The 19,140-nt window shown below is 69.4% G+C and carries 21 protein-coding genes; 14 read left to right on the top strand and 7 right to left on the bottom strand.

What is annotated here, in order from left to right; translation table 11 throughout:
- Positions 1-261: 261 nt before the first annotated feature.
- Both DLM85_RS06230 and DLM85_RS06235 read left to right on the top strand, forming a co-directional pair.
- Positions 262-1,086 (top strand): helix-turn-helix domain-containing protein, encoded by an 825-nt coding sequence (locus DLM85_RS06230; RefSeq protein WP_111477179.1) that lies wholly within the window; start codon positions 262-264, stop codon positions 1,084-1,086.
- A 70-nt stretch (positions 1,087-1,156) separates the two neighbouring features.
- Positions 1,157-1,615, top strand: coding sequence for a nuclear transport factor 2 family protein (locus tag DLM85_RS06235; protein WP_133256932.1), 459 nt, complete (start codon positions 1,157-1,159; stop codon positions 1,613-1,615).
- 157 nt (positions 1,616-1,772) lie between these two features.
- Here DLM85_RS06235 and DLM85_RS06240 read toward each other — a convergent pair whose 3' ends face one another.
- A complete protein-coding gene (locus DLM85_RS06240) occupies positions 1,773-2,828 on the bottom strand; it encodes an SDR family NAD(P)-dependent oxidoreductase (RefSeq protein ID WP_111477181.1) in 1,056 nt (351 codons plus the stop codon).
- 179 nt (positions 2,829-3,007) lie between these two features.
- Between DLM85_RS06240 and DLM85_RS06245 the strand changes: the two genes are divergently transcribed.
- The 3 genes from DLM85_RS06245 (at position 3,008) to DLM85_RS06255 (ending at position 4,997) form a co-directional block, all read left to right on the top strand.
- Positions 3,008-3,496 (top strand): hypothetical protein, encoded by a 489-nt coding sequence (locus DLM85_RS06245; protein ID WP_133256933.1) that lies wholly within the window; start codon positions 3,008-3,010, stop codon positions 3,494-3,496.
- Positions 3,497-3,593: 97 nt separating this feature from the next.
- Positions 3,594-4,145, top strand: coding sequence for an energy transducer TonB (locus tag DLM85_RS06250; RefSeq protein ID WP_111477183.1), 552 nt, complete (start codon positions 3,594-3,596; stop codon positions 4,143-4,145).
- 222 nt (positions 4,146-4,367) lie between these two features.
- Positions 4,368-4,997, top strand: coding sequence for an HAD family hydrolase (locus tag DLM85_RS06255; RefSeq protein ID WP_111477184.1), 630 nt, complete (start codon positions 4,368-4,370; stop codon positions 4,995-4,997).
- Positions 4,998-5,011: 14 nt separating this feature from the next.
- Here DLM85_RS06255 and DLM85_RS06260 read toward each other — a convergent pair whose 3' ends face one another.
- The gene (locus DLM85_RS06260; RefSeq protein WP_111477185.1) at positions 5,012-5,431 is read right to left on the bottom strand and encodes a hypothetical protein; all 420 of its coding nucleotides are present in this window, start codon (positions 5,429-5,431) and stop codon (positions 5,012-5,014) included.
- Positions 5,432-5,496: 65 nt separating this feature from the next.
- The gene (locus tag DLM85_RS06265; RefSeq protein ID WP_111477186.1) at positions 5,497-6,273 is read right to left on the bottom strand and encodes a sulfite exporter TauE/SafE family protein; all 777 of its coding nucleotides are present in this window, start codon (positions 6,271-6,273) and stop codon (positions 5,497-5,499) included.
- A 436-nt stretch (positions 6,274-6,709) separates the two neighbouring features.
- Here DLM85_RS06265 and DLM85_RS06270 point away from each other — a divergent pair, with 436 nt between their 5' ends.
- The 5 genes from DLM85_RS06270 (at position 6,710) to DLM85_RS06290 (ending at position 11,373) form a co-directional block, all read left to right on the top strand.
- Positions 6,710-6,946: a hypothetical protein gene (locus tag DLM85_RS06270; RefSeq protein WP_111477187.1), complete on the top strand. Its 237-nt coding sequence runs from the start codon at positions 6,710-6,712 to the stop codon at positions 6,944-6,946.
- Positions 6,947-6,990: 44 nt separating this feature from the next.
- Entirely contained in the window at positions 6,991-8,064 is a 1,074-nt protein-coding gene (locus tag DLM85_RS06275; RefSeq protein WP_111477188.1) for a hypothetical protein, read from the top strand.
- A gap of 149 nt (positions 8,065-8,213) precedes the next feature.
- Complete coding sequence (locus DLM85_RS06280; RefSeq protein ID WP_111477189.1) at positions 8,214-9,254, top strand: bile acid:sodium symporter family protein; 1,041 nt, start codon at positions 8,214-8,216, stop codon at positions 9,252-9,254.
- A gap of 101 nt (positions 9,255-9,355) precedes the next feature.
- Positions 9,356-10,735 (top strand): T9SS type A sorting domain-containing protein, encoded by a 1,380-nt coding sequence (locus tag DLM85_RS06285; protein ID WP_111477190.1) that lies wholly within the window; start codon positions 9,356-9,358, stop codon positions 10,733-10,735.
- Between the two features lie 182 nt (positions 10,736-10,917).
- Complete coding sequence (locus tag DLM85_RS06290; RefSeq protein ID WP_111477191.1) at positions 10,918-11,373, top strand: ankyrin repeat domain-containing protein; 456 nt, start codon at positions 10,918-10,920, stop codon at positions 11,371-11,373.
- Between the two features lie 245 nt (positions 11,374-11,618).
- Here DLM85_RS06290 and DLM85_RS06295 read toward each other — a convergent pair whose 3' ends face one another.
- Positions 11,619-12,590 carry a DUF4886 domain-containing protein gene (locus DLM85_RS06295; RefSeq protein WP_111477192.1) on the bottom strand — a complete coding sequence of 324 codons (972 nt, stop codon included), beginning with the start codon at positions 12,588-12,590 and terminating at the stop codon, positions 11,619-11,621.
- A gap of 118 nt (positions 12,591-12,708) precedes the next feature.
- Positions 12,709-13,164 (bottom strand): hypothetical protein, encoded by a 456-nt coding sequence (locus DLM85_RS06300; RefSeq protein ID WP_207890964.1) that lies wholly within the window; start codon positions 13,162-13,164, stop codon positions 12,709-12,711.
- A gap of 364 nt (positions 13,165-13,528) precedes the next feature.
- On the opposite strand from DLM85_RS06300, the gene DLM85_RS06305 reads away from it, so the two are divergent.
- The 4 genes from DLM85_RS06305 (at position 13,529) to DLM85_RS06320 (ending at position 16,539) form a co-directional block, all read left to right on the top strand.
- Complete coding sequence (locus tag DLM85_RS06305) at positions 13,529-14,602, top strand: sensor histidine kinase (RefSeq protein ID WP_111477193.1); 1,074 nt, start codon at positions 13,529-13,531, stop codon at positions 14,600-14,602.
- A 178-nt stretch (positions 14,603-14,780) separates the two neighbouring features.
- Entirely contained in the window at positions 14,781-15,464 is a 684-nt protein-coding gene (locus DLM85_RS06310) for a LytR/AlgR family response regulator transcription factor (protein WP_111477194.1), read from the top strand.
- 61 nt (positions 15,465-15,525) lie between these two features.
- The gene (locus DLM85_RS06315; RefSeq protein WP_207890965.1) at positions 15,526-16,053 is read left to right on the top strand and encodes a PPC domain-containing DNA-binding protein; all 528 of its coding nucleotides are present in this window, start codon (positions 15,526-15,528) and stop codon (positions 16,051-16,053) included.
- 36 nt (positions 16,054-16,089) lie between these two features.
- Positions 16,090-16,539 (top strand): hypothetical protein, encoded by a 450-nt coding sequence (locus tag DLM85_RS06320; protein ID WP_111477195.1) that lies wholly within the window; start codon positions 16,090-16,092, stop codon positions 16,537-16,539.
- A gap of 64 nt (positions 16,540-16,603) precedes the next feature.
- On the opposite strand, the gene DLM85_RS06325 is transcribed toward DLM85_RS06320, so the two are convergent.
- Positions 16,604-18,175 carry an ABC transporter permease/substrate-binding protein gene (locus DLM85_RS06325; protein ID WP_111477196.1) on the bottom strand — a complete coding sequence of 524 codons (1,572 nt, stop codon included), beginning with the start codon at positions 18,173-18,175 and terminating at the stop codon, positions 16,604-16,606.
- Positions 18,172-19,122 carry an ATP-binding cassette domain-containing protein gene (locus tag DLM85_RS06330; protein ID WP_207890966.1) on the bottom strand — a complete coding sequence of 317 codons (951 nt, stop codon included), beginning with the start codon at positions 19,120-19,122 and terminating at the stop codon, positions 18,172-18,174. Before DLM85_RS06330 ends, DLM85_RS06325 begins: the two co-directional genes overlap by 4 nt.
- Positions 19,123-19,140: the final 18 nt, after the last annotated feature.

Here is a 19,140-nt window from a genome sequence, read left to right on the forward strand (position 1 = left end):
GATGGGGCTTTTTTTGGCAACCCAAGCCGGCGGCGTGCGGCGCGCAGCTCCGTTGGCCCGCCGCCGGCGGTTGCCCAGCGGCTTGATGCTACGCCCATACGGCGGCCGTAGGCGTTGAGTTGGCTTCTGGTGCCCGCCCTTGGGCTTGGCGGGTGCCGAGGCCGGCGCCACTACCGCAGCAACTCCCTGCGGAACATACATTCTCAGCGTAAGTCTTAGCTTGTCAGCACCCTGTTTCGGCAGCCAACTGCCCCCTGCGTCATGAGTGCCAGTTATTATCCGGTTCATCCCTGCCTGCGCGCCGCCGTGAGCCACATCATGGTGGTGGACCTGCACTTGCCCGGCCCGGCCTACGGCCGCAGTGCCCCCTTTCCGCCCACGCCCCAGCACAGCCTCAACTTTTACCCCGGCGACGCCACCCGCAGCCGAATCGGCCAGCAAAGCTTCGCCGAGCTGCCGGCCTGCACCATCATCGGCCCGCAGACCCGCAAGGTGGACCTGGCCATGGGCACCCACCACCGGTTCGTAACGGTGGCGTTTCACCCCGGCGGGCTGTTTCGCCTGCTGCGCCTGCCCATGCCGGAGCTGCTCGACCGCCCGCTCGACGCGGCCGACGTGCTCGGCCGCGAGATACGCCAGGTGAGCGAGCAACTGCAGGAAGCCCGGCACCCGCCGGCCATGAAGCACATCGTGGAGGCCTACCTGCTGCGCAAGCTGGGGCCCGGTACGCCGGCGGGTCCGCTGGAGCACAGCGTCCGGCTTATGCTGCAGGGCAATCCGGCCGATACCATCGACAATATGGCCGCGCAGTCGTGCCTGAGTCTGCGGCAGTTCGAGCGCCGCAGCCGGGAAATCCTCGGCTATTCGCCCAAGTTCTTCGCGCGCGTCATCCGGTTCTCGCGGGCGTACCGCCTGAAAGTGCACCAACCCCGCGCCACCTGGACTACCATCAGCCACCACTGCGGCTATTACGACCAGATGCACCTGATCCGCGACTTCAAGGAGTTTACGGGCACTACGCCCAAGCTCATCACCCAGGAAATCCTGGCCGCGCCGCTGACGCTGCAGGACGATTTGCGGCTCTAGAAGTCGTCGTTTTTATACTATTTCCCGGGTTGCGGGACCGGTAGGTTTGGGCCAACTCAACCCCATGCCCATGAAAGCCCCCCTGCTAAGCGCCCTACTCCTGCCGCTGGCCACGGCCGCCTACGCCCAGATGGATACGCTCAGCTACCCCGCCGAGCGGCAGCAGATCCGCGCACTGCTGCACCAGCCCGGTGGCTACCACCCCACCACAGCCTGCCGCGACATGGTGGCCGTGGGGCCCAAAGGCGACATTTCCTTTTCGGAAGCGGAGTGGCGGGCCGCGCAGGCAAAGGAAAAGCTGGTTTTCAAATCCATCAGCATCGTGCCGGGCAGCGAGATTATCCGCGTCTACAACGCCAGCTCGGCGGTGGTCAACTGGCTGGCCGATGTGCGCCTGACCGTGGCCGGCCAGGATGTTGCCCTTAAAGTTCGGCGCCTGGAAGTGTACATCAAGCAGGGCGGCAACTGGTGCCGGGTGGCCGGGCAGGGCACGCAGGTCAATGAGCAGCTGTTTCCCGTGAAGCCCTGAACAGCTAGCGTAGCCCGTCATTCAGAGCAAAGCGCCGAATCCCGCGGGCTGACGCCGGATAGCCTTTTCTCGGCTTGAGTTTACCACCGGACGAAACCAGGCGAGATTCGGCGCTTTGCTCTGAATGACGGCCTTTTTGGCATCGTAGCCGCCCGTGCTAGGCCGGGTACGGCGGGTGGTTGTTCAGCTGGTTGTTGTCGCGCTCGGCCTGGCGGGTGAGGCCCGTCAGCCACGAGTCCGTCACCTCCGACTCGCTCTCGAAGCCGCGGCGGCGCACGTCGCCGGCGGGGCCGGTGGCGTCGGGCAGGGTACGGTTCACCCAGCTCATCAGGTTGGCCACGGTGCCGGGCGCCACGCCGTGCAGCAGCGAAATCAGCTTGGCGGGCACGCCCAGAATCAGCTCGGCGTCGCCGCGGCGGGCGGCGTTCCAGATCTGCCGGGCGGCGTATTCAGCGCTGACGGTGAGGGCCGGCAATGAGTCGGAGAGCATAAACCAGGCGAATTCCAGAATGTGCTGGCCCTTCACCACCGCGTGCCGGGCCGAGCCGGTGCGCATCAGCCCCGGGCAGACGGTGGTGACGTACACGCCGTAGCGCAGCAGCTCGGCCCGGAAGCCTTCGGAGAGGCCGACCAGGGCGAATTTGCTGGCGCAGTACGGCGCCAGGTGCGGCACCGACACCTTCCCGCCCACCGAGGCAATGTTGATGATGCGGCCCTCGCGGCGCTTTTTCATCTCGGGCAGCACCGCGTACATGGCGTGCAGGGCGGCCCAGAAATGGATGTCCATGGTTTCCTGGTAGTCGCGCACGTCCATGTGCTCCAGCGGGCCGCCGGTGATGATGCCCGCGTTGTTGATGAGCACGTCGATGGGGCCGAGCTGCTGGCGCACTTCGCTCACCAGGGTGCGCACGGCGGTTTCGTCGGCCAGGTCGCGCACGAAGGTGAGTACCTCGGCGGCGCCGCTGCCGGCCACTTCCTGGCGGGCGCGCGCCAGCTCGTCGGCGTCGCGGGCGCAGAGGGCGAGCTTGGCGCCCTCAGCGGCGGCCTGCCGGGCCAGCACCAGCCCGAGGCCGCGCGAGCCACCGGTGATGAGCACGACGCGGCCGCGCAGGTCGTAGGAGCCGCGGCGGTTGGCCCAGAGCGCGGCGGCGGCCACGGCGGCGCCGATGCCGGCGGCCTTCAGCCAGGTGGAACGGGAGGATGCTTGCTTCATGCTGCTTTCTATGAGGCCCGCACCGGAAAGGTTGCGCCCGCGCCGCGAAATGCCGCCGAATCGGGGAATATTCCGGGCGGCGGCGGCGTTAGGGCATCACCGAGCGGGTTGGCACGCTATTTTCGTGGCCCCGACTCGCCCGTGCCGCCCGTGCGGCGCTACCGCTGATGCCGAACCCCATGCCTACTTCCCCCCGTTTCCTTGTGCTGGCCGGCCTGCTGCTGGCCGCCCCCGCCGTCTGGGCCCAGACGACGACCGTCAAGACCAAGACCAAAACGAAAACCGCTGCCCCCGCCCCGGCGGCCCAGACGCCGGCGCCGCCAATCGACGAGGCTAAGATTGAAGCGCAGGCCCGGACGCTGACCCAGAACCTGAAGCAGGCCCTGGGCCTGACGCCCCTGCAGGAAGAGAAAGTGCTGCAGATCAACCAGCGCAGCATCCGGCAGGTCGAGGTGGCCCGCCTGCAGTACCGTCAGGACTTGCGCAAGCTCAACGGCATCATCGACGACATCGGCGGCTCGCGCCTGACCCTGCTCAAGGACGTGCTCACGCCCGCGCAGTTCAACAAGTATCAGCAGGCCCGCGAAAAGAAAATGGGCGTGCCCAACGTGCAGGGCAACCAGGGCAACGCCGTGCCCGGCCTGCCGCCCGGCCGCGGCGAGGAATAAGCCCCCCGGTCAGTTGCATTTGATAGGAGTTTTTGTATATTGAAGGAGAACTGAGTGGTTACTCACCTTCCTTCGTTTCACCAAAAAATTCCTGCGTATGCGACTGATCCTATTGGGCCTTCTGCTGCTGAGTTCCGTCGCGGGACGGGCCCAGACAATTGGCAAGCACTACACCTTCGAGGCCATCGACCGGCAGATCGAGGGCAAGGTGCAGGTTAGCTACGCGCTGGACCGGCAGGGCCGCGTCATCCCGGATTCGACGCGGGTGCTGCAGGGCCTGGGCTACGGCCTCGACGCGCGGGCGGTGCAGGTCATCAACGACCCGGCCACCCTGGTGATACCGCCCACCGCACTGGCTCTGGCCCGCCGCAGCGAGCAGCCCGCCCGCTTCACGGCCCCGGTGGTGTTTGCCCTGAAAGACCTCAGCCCGCGCGACTGGTCGGATTACTACGTGCTGAAGGGCGACAAGGCCCTGGCCGAGGCCAACCCCGCCCGCGCCCTGAGCTACTACGACCTGGCCCTGGGCCGCTACAAGAAAAACGGGCAGGCCTGCGCCGGCATGGCCAAGGCCTTCACCAGCCAGGGCAAGCCCGAAGAAGCGGCCAAATACACCGAGTTGGCCAACAAGTACAGCATGGCCGTGCGCTGAGTCCGGCCGCCGAAGTAACGTTGAGAAGCCGCGGGCTGCCCTACTTCGGGGCAGCCCGCGGCGTTTTGCGGGCCGGGGCTGCGGCGGGCAGCCGGCCCCCCCCCCCGGGCGCGGCGACGCCGCCCTGAATTCAGCCGCCCGGCAACAAAGCGCGTACTCAGGAAGTTGCCCCTTGGAACGGCCGGCGCCACCCGGCCCGTGTTGCACTTCGTTTCCACCCTTATGCAGCTACACCTCGACAGCCTCATTTTCGACCTCGACGGCACGCTCTGGGATGCCTCGGCCACCGTCGCGCAGGGCTTCCGCCAGGCCCGCCAGCGCGTCAGCTACGTGCACAGCGACATCACGGCGGCGGCGGTGCAGGCCGTCACGGGCCAGCCCTACCCGGTGGTGTACGAGCGGCTGTTTCCGTACCTGACGGCCGAGCAGCGCGAGGAATTCCGCCACATCTGCGCCCGCGAGGAGTTGCTCAGCGCCCGGCAGCAGGGCGGGGAGCCGTACCCGCAGCTGCAGCCCACGCTGGAGTACCTGGCCGCCAAGTACCGCCTGTTCATCGTCAGCAACTGCCAGCAGGGCTACATTGAAGCGTTTCTGGCTCATACCCAGACGGGCCGCTACTTCGAGGGCCACACCTGCTTCGGGGCGCGGCAGCAGCCCAAGGCCGACAACGTGCGCGCCCTCATCCGCCACTTCGGCCTGCGCCACCCGGCCTACGTGGGCGATACCGAGGGCGACTACCTCGCCGCCCGCGCCAACGACATTCCCTTTGTCTTTGCCGCCTACGGCTTCGGGGAGGTGCCCGGGTTTGAGGCCCGCATCGAGCAGCTCGGCGACTTGCAGCAACTGCTGTAGGGCGGAGCTGCCCGTTACGCAAACCAGGATAGCCCGTAGCTGAACCACAGTTTCTGCCCGTCGACAAGTTGCAGCAGGTTTTTCAGCGCTTCGGACACGAATACGTCATTTTCGGGCCCGCTGCTCCGGATGAGCGGGCGGGGTTCTTTGCTTTGCCAGATTTCCGCCGCCGAAGCTTCGTCGCGGATGGTGGCTTCGAGGTACTGGTGCCACTGCCGCTGGCGTACCTGGTCGGCAATGACTACCGGGGTCAGTTGCAGCTGGGCCCCGGTGCTCCGCAGGGCGCCTTCGTATTTGCGGTGGATGAGCACGTAGTCGGAGTTGGTGAGCAAGTCGCCCGGTTCACCCGCTTCCACCACCCGAAATGCATAAGCGCCGGTGCGCCAGAGGCGCAGGCCGGATGCGTTGCGGGCGGAAACGTGCCAGAGGGCCATACGATGGGGTAGTTGAGCGCCGTGAAAGTAGCGGCGGCCTACATGCACCGCCCGCAGGGCGGCTGTTACTGCGCTTTGAACGTCTCCCAGCCCAGCTTCAGAATGATGGCGCAGACGACCACCAGGAACAGTACCCGCACGAAGCCCACGCCCTGCCGAAGCGCCAGCCGGGCCCCGAGGGCCGAGCCGAGCATGTTGCAGGCGGCCATGGGCAGGGCCACGGGCCAGATTATCTGGCCCGTGTAGGCGAAATAGGCCAGGCTGCTCAGGTTGGTGGCCAGGTTCACCAGCTTCGACGAGGCCGAGGCGCTGAGGAAGTTGTAGCCGAACAGGCCGACGAAGGCGAAGAGCAGAAACGAGCCGGTGCCGGGCCCGAAAAAGCCGTCGTAGAAGCCGATGACCAGGCCCACGGCCACCCCGTAGAGCGGCTCTTTGCGCTCCGGCAGGCGCGGGGCGTGAATGGCGCCGAAATCCTTGCGCCAGAAGGTGTAGATGGCAATGAGCACCAGCAGCCCGAGCACCAGCGGCCGCAGCAGCTCGGTGGGCAGCAGGCTCACCACCCGCGCGCCCAGAAACGAAAATACGCCCGCCGTGACGGCCGCCGCGCCCACCGCCCGCCAGCGCACCGGCACCTGCCCGGCGTAGCGCCGCAGGGCCACCGCCGTGCCCGCCGCCGACGACACCTTGCCCGTGCCCAGCACCGTGGGCACCGGTACGCCCGGCAGCAGCAGCAGCATGGCCGGCAGCTGAATCAGCCCGCCGCCGCCCACTATCGAATCAATAAACCCGGCCAGAAAGGCAAAAGCGCACAGCAGCGCCAGCGTCGCGTCAAGAAACTCCATAAGAGGCGGCGAAGATAAGCGCTGACGCAGGTGGTGAGGTGGTGAGGTGGTGAGGTGGTGAGGTGGTGAGGTGGTGAGGTGGTGAGGTGGTGAGGTGGTGAGGTGGTGAGGTGGTGAGGTGGTGAGGTAAGGGTACTTGCTGGTTCGGGTTGGGTTTCGTTTGCGCAGCGCGGGGCCCGATTAATGGCTTCAGGATGCGGGGAAGCTGTTTGAGTTAATCATTGTCAGCGGCCAGCGTGGTGCCAAGCTGCCTACACCTGCGTCTGCTCGTTGAGCGAAACCGGCCAACGACGAAACGTGGGGTTGCGTCGCTACAGCTTGCTGACCCATTTTGCACAAACTCAAACCGCGGGGCGGCCCCCGGCGGGCGGTGACGTGCCGGAATGGGTTTCTCTGCTTTCTTTGCCGGATGCCTCGTCCTTTTCTCCCTAGCGGTTTGCTGTATTGGCTGGCGGCTCTGGCTTCGGCCGTGGCGCTGGGACTGGCCGTGGTCAATGGCGCCGCCTGGTCGCGCGTGCTCATCTTCGCCTCGCTGGTGGTCATTTTCGGGGTGCTGGGCCGGTTTCCGGTTACGGCCGGGCGGCCGCGCTGGGCCACGCTGCTGGCCGGCGCCCTGATGCTGCTGGCCCTGGGCCTGCTGGTGCTGCGCCTGACGGGGCAGGTAAGCGCGTAGGCGCCGTATTTTTACCGGCCGCCGGTACCGGGCGGCTTCTCCGCATGCGTTACCTGCTCTGCCTGCTGCTCAGCGCGGCCATTCTCCCGGCGCGGGCGCAGCGCCGCCTGCCCGGCGACACTTCCGACGAGCCGACCATCCGGCCCTACCAGCCGGCCGACCACGCCGTGCGCGGCCCGGTGGCCGCCGTGACCGTGCGCGACTCGGCCCTGACGGCCGAGCAGACGTTCTACAACTCCCTCGGCCTGACCCGCTACACCTTCGACCGCCGCGGCCGCCTGCGCCGGCGGGAGGCGCTGCGCCGCGACACCCGCCGGCCCACGGCCGAATGGCGCTACGACGCCCGCGGCCGCCTGCTGCAGCGCCGCCTCGTGGCCGATCAGGGGCACTTCACCCGCTATCAGTACCTCGACCGGCAGCGGCGGCGCCTCACGCTGCTGTACGCGCCCGATTCCACGGCGCTCAGCCGCACCGTGGATACCTTCGACCGGCACGCGCGCCTGCTGCGCTCCGAAACCTTCCGGGCCGACGGGCAGCTGACCAGTTCGACGACTTACCGCTACGACCAGGCCGGGCAGCTGGCCGAACAGCTGTTCCGCAACACGGCGCGGGGCGCGGGCCTCACGAATGCCCTCGGGCCGACGCCGACGTTTACGCCCTGGCCCAACGATACGCTGCGCTACTACACCACCTACGACTGGCACCGGCGGCCCGTCAGCCAGGCCTGGTACCGCAACGGGCAGCTGCAGCGGCTGCTGGCCTACTCCACCCACGGCGACACCAGCCTGGTGCGCAGCGTGCGCCTGGCCGGGCCCCTGCTCGACGCCCACCCGCCCATCCGGGAAGTGTATACCGCCGGTGCTACCCGCCTGGAGCGCAACCACTACTTCGGCCCGCGCCACCCGGCCGACAGCGTCCGGGCCCACCAAATCCACTGGACGCGGGTGCAGGACGACGTGCTCCGGGAGTCGGGCTACCTGCTCGACGGCGTGGAGCAGGAACGCCGGCGCTACAGCTACACGGAGGAGCACGACGCCCGCGGCAACTGGGTGCGGCGCACGTTCCTGGTCGACGGCCGGCCGCGGCGCCTGCAGCTGCGCACCATCGAGTACCGCTGAGGCCGGGCGCCCGGCGGGCCCGATCAAACAAAAGCGGGGCGCTGCCGGTCATTCCTACTGTTTCGGTGCTGATACCACCGGCCAGACCGCCCGCTGCCGCGGCGGCCCGTATGTGCTTACCGGCCCGTTCACCGGCCATTCTGCCTGCTATGCCCCACCCTTCCGCCCCGGCGGCTTCCTCCCGCCTCGTGGCCCTGCTGGCCCGCGTCGGCATCGACTGGTTTTTGCTCGGCCTGATCCTGGCCGTTACGCTGGCGTACCTGCGCCCCGGCATCGGCAGCGACGCCAGCCCGGTGCCCTGGGACCGGCTGCTGACCTTCGGGGTAGCGCTGGTGTTTTTCTTTTACGGGCTGCGCCTGAGCCCCGAAAGCCTGCGCACCGGCATGCGCAACTGGCGGCTGCACCTGCTGGTGCAGGCCAGCACCTTTCTGCTGTTTCCGCTGATCGGGCTGGCCATCCGGCCGCTGTTCGGGGCCGATGCGGCGAGCGTGACGCTGTGGAGCAGCATTTTCTACCTCTGCACGGTGCCCAGCACGGTGTCTACCTCGGTGGTGATGGTGTCGGTGGCGGGCGGCAACCTACCGGCGGCCATCTTCAACGCCAGCATTTCCAGCCTGATCGGCCTGGTGATGACGCCGCTGTGGGTGAGCCTGGTGCTGCACACCGGCGCGGCGGGCGGCGGCCACCTCGGCCCCCTGGTGCTCGATCTGGTGCTGCAGGTGGTGGCGCCGGTGGGCCTGGGGTTGCTGCTGCACCGCCGCTTCGGGGCCTGGGCCGAGGCCCGCAAGGGCCAGCTGCGCAAGTTCGACCAAGTCATCATCCTAGTGCTGGTGTACACCTCGTTCTGCGAGTCCTTTGCCCGCAACGTGTTCCGCGACTACAGCTGGGGCGACCTGCTGGGCCTGGCCGCGGGCATGGTGGCGCTGTTTTTGGCCGTGCTCGGGCTTATTACCCTGGCCAGCCGCCTGTTCGGCTTTGCCCCGGAAGACCGGGTCACGGCCGTGTTCTGCGGCTCCAAGAAGTCCCTGGTGCACGGCTCGGTACTGGCCAAGATTCTCTTCGCCGGCACTGTGGCCTCGGGCGCGCTGCTGCTGCCGCTGATGCTCTACCACGCCCTGCAGATCATCCTGGCCAGCATCATTGCCCAGCGCGTGGGGCAGCGCATGGCGGCCCGGCCGGCCGCGGCCTGAATTGCCCGCCGGCGCTGGCCCCGGCACCACATGTACATGCGGTAGCGGCGCGGGCAGGCACGCGGTAGCTTTGTCCTACCGCTCCTTCTGCCTGCTCCGCTATGTTCAAACTTACGCTCCCGTTTCCCGCGCGCCGCTGGCTGCTGGCGCTGCTCTGGCCGCTGCTGCACCTGGCCCCGGCGGCCCAAGCTCAGCGCTTCTGGCTGACCACCCCCGCCTTTCCCGAAGGCCCCAAAACCGGCCTGGTCGCCCTCAGCGACTCGGTGCTGTGCACGGCCGTGGGCCCAGGCATCCTGCGCACCGCCAGCCAGGGGCGCTCCTGGACGCTGGCGTTGCGTGCCCGCGGCATCACGGCCTTTTACACCACCCGTAGCGGCCTGCTGCTGGCCGGCGGCCTGGGCCGAATCTACCGCAGCCCCGACGCCGGCCTGAGCTGGGACTCCGTGGCGCTGCCCTCGCCCTACCCCGTGGCGGCCTTCGTGGAAACGCCCGCCGGCGGGCTGCTGGCGGGCGTGGGCGTGCTCGATGCCATCGACGGCTTTCTGGGCGGGGGCGTGTTCTTCTCGGCCGACCACGGCCAGAGCTGGGCGGCCCGCAACAACGGCCTGGGCGCCGGGCGGTTCGTCAACCAGCTGGCGGCCGACCGCACCGGGCGCCTGTTCCTGAGCGTGGCCGACGACGATGCGGCCAACGGGCCCGGCCTTTACCTTTCCGCCGACAACGGCCTGAACTGGCAGCGGCTGGCCGTGCACGTCGGCCGCGGCTTCGCCCCCCTGACGGTGTACCAGGTGACGGCCCTGGCGGTGCGCCCGCAGCAGGACTCGCTGCTGCTGAGCTTTACCGGCTCCGGCGGCAACTTCGGGGTGGCGCTGAACCTGACCAAAAGCCTGGCCGACCTGACCAACGGGGCGGCCCTCTGGACGGTGCAGCCCGCCCTGTTCAGCTCGTGGTGGTGGGACGGCACGGTGCTCAACCGCGTCCACTTCGCCCGCAACGGCGACTGGTACAGCTCCTGCACCGGCAGCGTCAACACCGGCGGCACGCTCGTTTCGCAGGACCAGGGCCGCTCCTGGAAGCGCGTGCGCCAGGGGCTGGGCCTCGACGCCGGCGGCCGCCGCGGCCCGCAGTTTTTCGCCGAAGCGTCGGACGGCAAGCTGCTGATGGTGCAGCACCGCGACGAGCGCGTGTACTGGACCGACGCCAGCCTGGTCACGGCGGCCCGCCCGCCCCGCGCCGCCGGGCCGCCGCTGACGCTCTACCCCAACCCCGCCGGCGACGTCGCGCACCTCGCCCTGCCGGCCGGCCCGGCGCTGCGCACGCTCACCCTGTTCGACCTCGAAGGCCGGCGGGTGCGCGCATTTCCGCTGCCCACCCGCCCCCCGTCGGCCCTCGACCTGCGCGGCCTGGCCGCCGGCGTGTACGTGGTGGCCGCCACCCGGGCCGATGGGCAGGTGCTGCGCCAGCGCCTGGTGAAGCACTAAGCGGCGCGTCCCGTTTTGCACTGCGCTGCTCGCCTCGCCGGGCTCGGCCCGGCCGCCCTCGGCCCGAAACCGTTGTGGCTGAGTTAGCGCCACTTACCCGACCGGGCCTGGGCACGGCTTGGACACTTTCGCGGCATTTGGTACTTTTACGGTCTTTCCCCTCTGCCATTTCCGGTTTTCCCATGAAGCATTACCTGCTCCTGCTGGCCCTCACGCTGGGCCTGCTCGGCACCGCCGCCGCCCAGACGCCCACCAAGGATTTGTTTAAGGCCGTGATGAAAAACGACGCGGCTTCCGCCGAAACCCTGCTGGCCGGGGGCGCCGACGCTAACGCTGCCATCGAGGTGATGCCCGGTTTTCGCACTACCTTCCTTATCACCGCTGCCACCAACGGCAATTTGAACATTGTCAAGTCGCTGGTGCAGCACAAAGCCCAGGTAAACGCCAAGGACGCTGGCAACGAAACGGCCCTGATTGCCGCCGCCACCCTCGGCAACAAGGCCATTGTGGAGTACCTGCTGCAGAACGGGGCCGACGTAAAAGCCGCCGACGGCCAGGGTGCCACGCTGCTGGCCGCGGCCAAAGCCGGCGGCAACAAGGACGTCATTACCCTCATCGAGCAAAAGCTGAAAGGCTAAGCGCCGCCCTGCGGACTGCTGCCGGCAACGGCCGGGCCACTCTGGCCCGGCCGTTTTGCGTTGGGGCGGCAGCCCCGGGTGTCCGGCCGGCGCGCATTTTCTTCCCGCCGCGCGCTGCTTCCTCCGGCCCGAGGCGCTGCAACGGCAGCGCGGCGGCCGTTGCGCGGGCACCCGCCGCGGGCGGGGCAGCTTTTCCAGCGCCTCTTCTTCCAGCGCAGCGCCGCCGGGCGCCGTGCCGGGCGCGGCTACTGCGCCTTGCGCCCGGCTTTCACCTGCTCGTAGGCCACGCGCTGCAGCTGCCGGGCCACGTCGGGGCTCAGGCCGAGGTCGGCGGCGGCCTGTTCCCGGGGGCCGAGGCGGCGCGGGTCGCGGCCGGTAATCTGGGCGAAGAGCACGCAGGCATTGAGGTAGGCGCCCGCGTTGCCGGGGTGGTAATGGTCGGCGCCCCAGAGGTCGACTTTGCCGGCTTCGGGCGCGTAGGGGTTGCGCTGGGCCACGCCCTGCTGCACGGCGCGCAGCCAGGCGTCGCCGGCCGGGGCCACGGCCTTGATGCGGCGATTCTGCCGGGCCAGGGCGTAGTAGCCGCGGTGCAGGTCCCGGGTCATCGAATCCAGGGGCAGGCCGTAGTAGGGCGCGGCGGCGGGGTACACCTGGTCGGCGCGGGGCCAGGTCTGGTAGAGGAACACCCGGGCCCGGGGGTTGCGGGCGTGCACCAGCTGCTCCAGGCGGGTGGCGTAATCGGCAAACAGCGCGGGCTGGCCGCGGCGGCGCACGGGCAGCGGGCGGGTGCTGTACTCCTGCAGCACCACCGCGTCCCAGCCAGCGGGCCGGTCGATAACGCTGCGGGCGCTGTCGTGGTGAAACTGCAGCGTCTGCCCGCTGACGGCTTCCAGGTGCACCTCGTAGCGCAGGCCGGCTTCGGCGGTGAGCCGCTGGAAAATGCCCGCAATGCCGCCCCAGGGCCCGGGCTCGTGGGCGTAGCGGGGGCGGCGCGGGTTGCCGGCGGGCAGGTTGTGGTTTTCGTCGGTGACGCCGGCCGCGTTGTACTGCAGCACCGGCTGGTACTTGCCGTGCGTGAAGCTGTTGCCCACGAAGAGGATGACCACCGGCCGCGGCGGGGCGGCGGGCGCGGCGGCCTGCCCCGGCCAGCTGGCCAGCAGCCCCAGGCCCCCCAGCCAGCGGCTCAGCCGCCGCCCTCGACCAAAAAACTCAAGCATACGTGCGGGAATAAGTGGAGCGCAAGTAAGCCAAAGCCGGCTGCTTTCCGGCCCGGGGCGGCGGGTGCCGGCTGTTGCTGCCCCGCGCCGGGCCCATCCGGGGCCGCCGCCCGGCCGCTCAGGCCCGGCTTTTGCGCCGGCGGGTGCCGGGCCGGGGCGCCGGAGCCGCGGGCGGCCGGGGTGGTTGCGGATTGGTGAGCAGGCCCGCTATTTCGATGACCTCGCACGCGGCCACGCGCCGGGTGCCTTCCATAAAATACCCCTTGGTGCCGAGGCTGATTTTGCCCTGGTGCAGGTAGCGGTTGGCCGCGTTGATGATCCACATGCGCGCCGTTCCGCTTGCGGGCACCGGCTCCGTTTTATCCCGTATCACAGCGCCCGTTTCGTCCTCAAGCTCCGGCCAGATCATCCAGACCGACGGGCCGTTCAGGGCTTTATCGGCGTAGGTGAAATCGAAGCGCACGCCCTGCACCGGCAGCTGCCAGCGGCCGCCTTCTTCCGGGGTATAAAAGCGGTAGCGCACCACAAAATCGGGGGAATGCCGCAAGACGTCGGCGTAAGGCTGGTGCTGCACGTGTGGCTGATGAAGCCCGAATATAAGCCGTTTTGGCGCTCCATTGGCAGCCTGCCGCCCGCGGGCCGCGGCGCTTCGGCCGGCGCCGGTGGCGCGTGCAGCTGCCAGATTGTTGCAGCCGGCCGCGCGGCCGGGGCACGCGCCGAATTCCGGGAAGCGGCGCCCCGGCCGCGCGGCCGGTAGTTCGGCCAGGCGCCGCCGGGGCTGCTGCGGCCGGCGCCAGCCTGGCCAGTCGGCTATTCGTCCCATTTTCGCGGCTGTTCGTCCCAGCGGGTTTCGGCCGGGCCGGGGCGGCCGTATCCTTGCCCCCGAAAGGCCCCGAGTGCCGGGGCCGGCTGCCGTTTCGCCCGTTTTTTCCCGTCCCATGTCGGCCTTGTCCTTCCCCGCCAGCTTCCACGACCTGTTTGCCCCCGGCCCCGACGCCCCGCCCAGCGCCCCGCGCCCCATTGCCCGCGACCTGCTGCTGGGCCTGGCGCTCTGGTTTATGGCTTTGTTGTTTCTGGTCGCCATCGGCGCGCCCCACGAGCCGCAGCTCTACGGGGGCACACTGCTGGCCGTGGCGGTGCTGTTTCACGCCGTGGCCAGCCGCTGGCTGATTCCGGCAGCGCTGGCGTGGCCGCGGCCGTTCGGCAGCTACTGGCTGAAGGCTTTCCTGGTGCTGGTGGCCTCGGTGGTGCCGGTGGGGCTGGTGGTGCTCATCCTCACCGGCGACCCGGAGGTGATGGTGGGCTTCAGCGTGTTTCAGGTGTTTTTTCACCTGCTGCTAACGGCGCCGCTGTCGTGGCTGATTTACCGCCGGCGGCTGCGGCGCCACCAGGCCGTGGCCGGGCTGCAGCAGGAGCTGGGCCACTCCACGGCCTCGCTGGATTTGCTTCGCTCCCAGATCAACCCGCATTTCCTCTTCAACGCCCTGAACACGCTCTACGGCACGGCCCTGCAGGAAAACGGCGAGCGGACGGCCCACGGCATTCAGCTGCTGGGCGACATGATGCGCTTCATGCTCCACGAAAACCACCAGCCCTTCATCCCGCTCGCGCGCGAAGTCGAGTACCTCGGCAACTACATCGAGCTGCAGACCCTGCGCACGGCCACCTCCCCCGCCATTCGCATCACCACCAGCCTGAGCGAGGCTCCCCCGGCGGCCCAGATTGCGCCCATGCTGCTGATTCCCTTCGTGGAAAACGCCTTCAAGCACGGCATCAGCCTGCAGCATCCGTCGTGGATCAAGGTGACGCTGCACGTGGAGCACGGCACGCTGTACTTCGACGTGTACAACAGCGTGCACGCCCGCCCGGCGCCCGGCCCGGCCGACGAGCCCGGCGGCATCGGGCTCCGCAACGTGCGCCAGCGTCTGCTGCTGCTCTACCCCGAGCGGCACGAACTCATCATCCGCCGCAGCCTCGACGAGTATTTCGTGCACCTGACGCTGCAATTGTAAACCGGTGATTCTGCCGCTTGCAGAGAGGCGTATGTTCCTCTCTGCGAGCGGCAGAACGGTCGTGGTTGGCTGCTCGCCCCATCTTGCCGCCACTCCCAGCAACGATTGAGGCGCAATCAGGCGTTTTTACCCGGCGGCCGGATTGTCGCTGCTTACTCCGCTCGTTACCTTGCCGCCCATGAAAGCCATTGCCATCGACGACGAGCCCATTGCCCTGGACGTGGTGCGCGCCCTGGCCGCCAAGGTGCCCTTCGTGGAGCTGGCCGCCGGCTTCACCGACGCCTTCCAGGGCTTGGCTTACCTGCAGCGCGAGCCGGTGGACGTACTGTTTCTCGACATCAACATGCCCGATATTTCGGGCCTGGAGCTGGTGCGCACCCTGCCCACGCGCCCGCTCATCATCTTCACCACCGCCTACGCCGAGCACGCCGTGACGGGCTTCGAGCTCGACGCGGTGGATTACCTGCTGAAGCCCTTCGCGCTGGCCCGCTTCGTGCAGGCCTGCAACCGCGCCCAGGAGCGCCTGCTGCTGCGCCAGGCCCCTGCCGCCCCGCCCCCGCGCGACTACCTGTTTCTGAAAACCGGCTACGAGCAGGTGAAGGTGCACCACGCCGACATCCTCTACGTGGAGGCGGCCGGCAACTACGTCACCTTCGCCCTGACCGCCGGGCGCCGCCTGCTCGCCCGCCTCACCATGCAGGAGGTGCTGGCCCTGCTGCCGCCCGGGCAGTTTGCGCGCGTGCACCGCTCCTTCGTGGTGGCCACCGGCCACGTCGACCGCATCGAGCGGCACCAGGTGCGCGTGCAGGGCCACACGGTGCCCGTGGGGGCGGCCTACCACGACCAACTGCGCCTGGGCTGAGCGGCAACCTTTGCGCGCGGCAGAGCAGTATACCCCCCGGCTCTGCTTTACCCGCCGCCCCATGCGTCACCTGTTCCTGCTGCTCGGCCTCAGCGGCTGCCTCGCCGGGGCCGCCCACGCCCAAACCGCCCGCCCCATGCCCGCTACGTCTGCCGCCCCGGCTGCCCACCCGAAATACACCCGCACGCCCACCGGCTTTCTGCTGGTGCTGCGCCAGGGCGACGACGTGCTGCGCGAGCTGGAGCAGCTGGCCCTGCGCGAAAACATTCCCAGCGCCAGCCTCACCGGCCTGGGCTTCGGCCACCCCACCTTCGGCTTCTGGAACGCCCAAACCAAAACCTACGCGCCCAAAGCCTTCCGCGACTTGGAGCTGGCCAGCCTCACCGGCAGCATTGCCTGGAAAGACGGCCAGCCCGCCCTGCACCTGCACGGCGTGGGGGCCGATAAGAATTTCGTGCCCGTGGGCGGCCACCTGCTGGCCCTGGAGGTGGGCACCGGCTCGGTGGAGCTGACCATCGTGGTGCACGACAAAAAGCTCAGCCGCGCCGAGGACCCGCGCAACGGCGCCACCGTGCTCGGGGTGGAATAGCGCCCGCGTCCGGGACTTTTGCGCTTCCTTTAGGGCATGCTGCTACCTGTATTCCGCTTGCTCGCCTATCCGCTGATTGCCCTGCTGCGCCCCGAGCCGGCCCCGCCGCCCCTGGTTGCCGAGGGCAACAAGCTGCGGCTGCTGAGCCTGGACCGGCCGGCCTGCCTGAAGCCCGCCTCGCTGCTGACGGCGAAACTGGCTTACCGCCTCGGCCCCCGCGAGCAGTCGGCCTACGGCTACACCGTATCGATCAAATTCGCCACCACCAACCCGGGCCGCACGTTTTCGCGGGGCCTCGACGGGGAGCGGGCCGTCACCCAGCGCCGCGACACGCTCACGCTGAGCTACTCCATGACGCAGGTTCTGGGCAACGCCAGCCTCAAGCGCCCGATTACCTGCTACTTCTACCTGCACCGCAACACCAGCGCCACCAGCAGCGAGGTCATTGCCAGCACGCCGCCCATCGTGCTGCCCGAATGCCCGTGAGGGCGCAGCGGCCGGCGGCCGCGCTTTTTTCGGCCGGCAGGAAAACATAACCGGGCCGGCCGGCTCAGCGCCCCAGGTACGCCCCCAGCTCCGACAACGAGCTGATGCCCAGTTGGCGGGCCTGCCGGCGGCGCATCAGCAGGGCGTAGGTGTTGTTGAAGCCCAGCGGCGGCAGCCACTGCAGCCCGTAGCGCCGCCGAAACTCCCGCTGCACGTACTCGAACACCGCCGCCGGCCGGCCGCCCAGGGAGTCGAGCACGGCGGGCGGAGGCTGCAGCAGCACCTGCAGGCCGGTGCCGGTGTACTCCGGGTACATATCGATGGCGCCGGAGCGCAGGGCCTCGAAGCAGATGGTGGTGCCGCCCAGGCCGGTTTTGGTTTGCACCTGCAGGTCGGTGTGGCCGCGAATGAGGGCCGCGTACATTTCCGCCAGGATGTACTGCTCGCCGAAGATTTTGGAACCCAGCCGCACCGTGGCGGCGCCCGGCACGCCGGGGCGCGGGGCCCGCCAGAGGCCGCGGCGGCGCAGCCAGGCTTCGGCCACGGCCCGGGGCTCCTCGTGCCGGTAATCGACGCGGTAGTTCAGCTCGGTCATGGCCGAATCGGAGAGCTGCCCGCTGAGCTGGCTGAGCACCGGCAGCAGCTCGGGGTGGGCCCGCAGCAGCGCCGGCCGCAGCACCGGGGCGGCGTAGTAGGGCGGAAACACGCGCCTATCGTCGCGCAGCACCAGCAGGCCGTAGGCCCGGATGCGCCCGTCGGTGCTGTAGCCGTCGATGACGTCCACGTCGGCCGCGCGGGCGGCTTCGTAGACCAGGGCCGGGGCCAGCACCACGCTGGGCAGGCGGCGCAGGCCGTAGGCGCGCTGCAGGCCGGGCAGCCCATCGGCACGGCCCACAAACTCGGGGCTGAAGCCGGCCCGCAGCCGGCCCGCGGCGCCCGGCAGCAGGTACAGGGCGCCCAGCAGCGGCAGCAGCCCCAGCAGCGTCGCTCCCACCCGCGGCAGGCGGCGCAAACTCAGGCGCTGCACGGCGGCCAGGGCGCCGTCGAAGGCCAGGGCCAGCGCGGCGGCAGGCAGGGCCCCGGCCAGAATCATCACCGGATTGTTTAGGGCAATGCCGCCGAAGATGAACTCGCCCAGGCCGCCCGCCGCCACGTAGGCCGCCAGCGTGGCCACCCCCACCCCGATAACCGCGGCCGTACGGATGCCGGCCATGAGCACCGGCAGGGCCAGCGGCAGCTCCACCCGGCGCAGCACCTGCCCGTCGGTCAGGCCCAGGCCGCGGGCGGCTTCCACCACGGCCGGGCTCACCCCCCGGATGCCGGCGACGGTGTTGCGCATGATGGGCAGCAGCGAGTAGAGCAGCAGGGCCACGATGGCCGGCGCGGCCCCGATGCCCAGCCAGGGAATCAGAAAGCCGAGCAGGGCAATGCTGGGCACCGTTTGCAGGGCGCCGGCCACGCCCAGCACCAGCGGCGCCCAGCGCGGCCGGCGCGTGAGCCAGAGGCCCAGCGGCACGCCCAGGGCCACGGCCAGCAGCACGGCGGCGGCCGTCAGGCCGATGTGCTGCAGGGTTTGCGCGGCCAGCTTATCGGCCTGCAGGCGCCAGAAGTCCAGCAGTTCGCTCAGTAGGTTCATGCGGAAGCGGCTTGCAGGGCGTGGTGAAAGGCATGCATCAGCGGGCCGACGGCGGCGCCCCCCGGGTCGGCGGCGGTGAGCTGCTCCAGCGCCGCCTGCACCGAGGTGTGGGCCGGCAGCTGATGCAGCGCGGGCAGCGCCGGGGCCGCGGGCAGATACGGTTGCACCTCGGCCAGGGTGAAGGTGCGCAGCTGCAGCGCCAGCCGCTCGGCGGCGAAGAAGCGGCGCACGAAGTCGTTGGCGGGGCGCAGCAGCAGCTCGCGCGGGCGGCCCAGCTGCTGCACCCGGCCGGCGTCGAGCAGCAGGATGCGGTCGGCCAGCTCGAAGGCCTCCGCCACGTCGTGGGTGACGAGCACCGCGGTTTTGCCGCGCAGCTCGGGCAGCTCGCGGAAGTCGCGGCGGATGCCGGCGCGCACCACCGGGTCGAGGGCACCGAAGGGCTCGTCGAGCAGGATGATGGGCGGATCGGCGGCCAGGGCCCGGGCCAGCCCTACGCGCTGCTGCTGCCCGCCCGACAGCTCGTGCGGAAAGCGGCCCGCGTACTCGGCCGGGGGCAGGTGCAGGCGGGTGAGCAGCTCGCGGGTGCGGGCCTCGATGGCGGCCGGCGCGTGGCCGAGCAGGCGCGGCACCACGGCCACGTTGTCGGCCACGGAGTAGTGCGGCAGCAGGCCCACCTGCTGAATCACGTAGCCCATACCGCGGCGCAGCTGCTCGGGGCGCTGCCGCCGCACGTCCTGCCCGTTGATTTCCACCGTGCCGGCGTCGGGCTCCACGAGGCGGTTGAGCATTTTGAGCAGAGTGGTTTTGCCGCAGCCCGAGGGGCCGAGCAGCACCAGCGTTTCGCCGGCAGCCAGCTCGAAGGATACGTCGTCGACCACCCGCCGCGGGCCGAAGCGTTTGGTGAGGCCGCGGACGCGGATGACGGGCGGGGTTGAAGTGTCGGGCATGATGCGGGGCAAGGTACG

The sequence above is a fragment of the Hymenobacter edaphi genome, from assembly GCF_003258365.1.
In the GTDB taxonomy this organism is placed as follows: Bacteria; Bacteroidota; Bacteroidia; order Cytophagales; family Hymenobacteraceae; genus Solirubrum; species Solirubrum edaphi.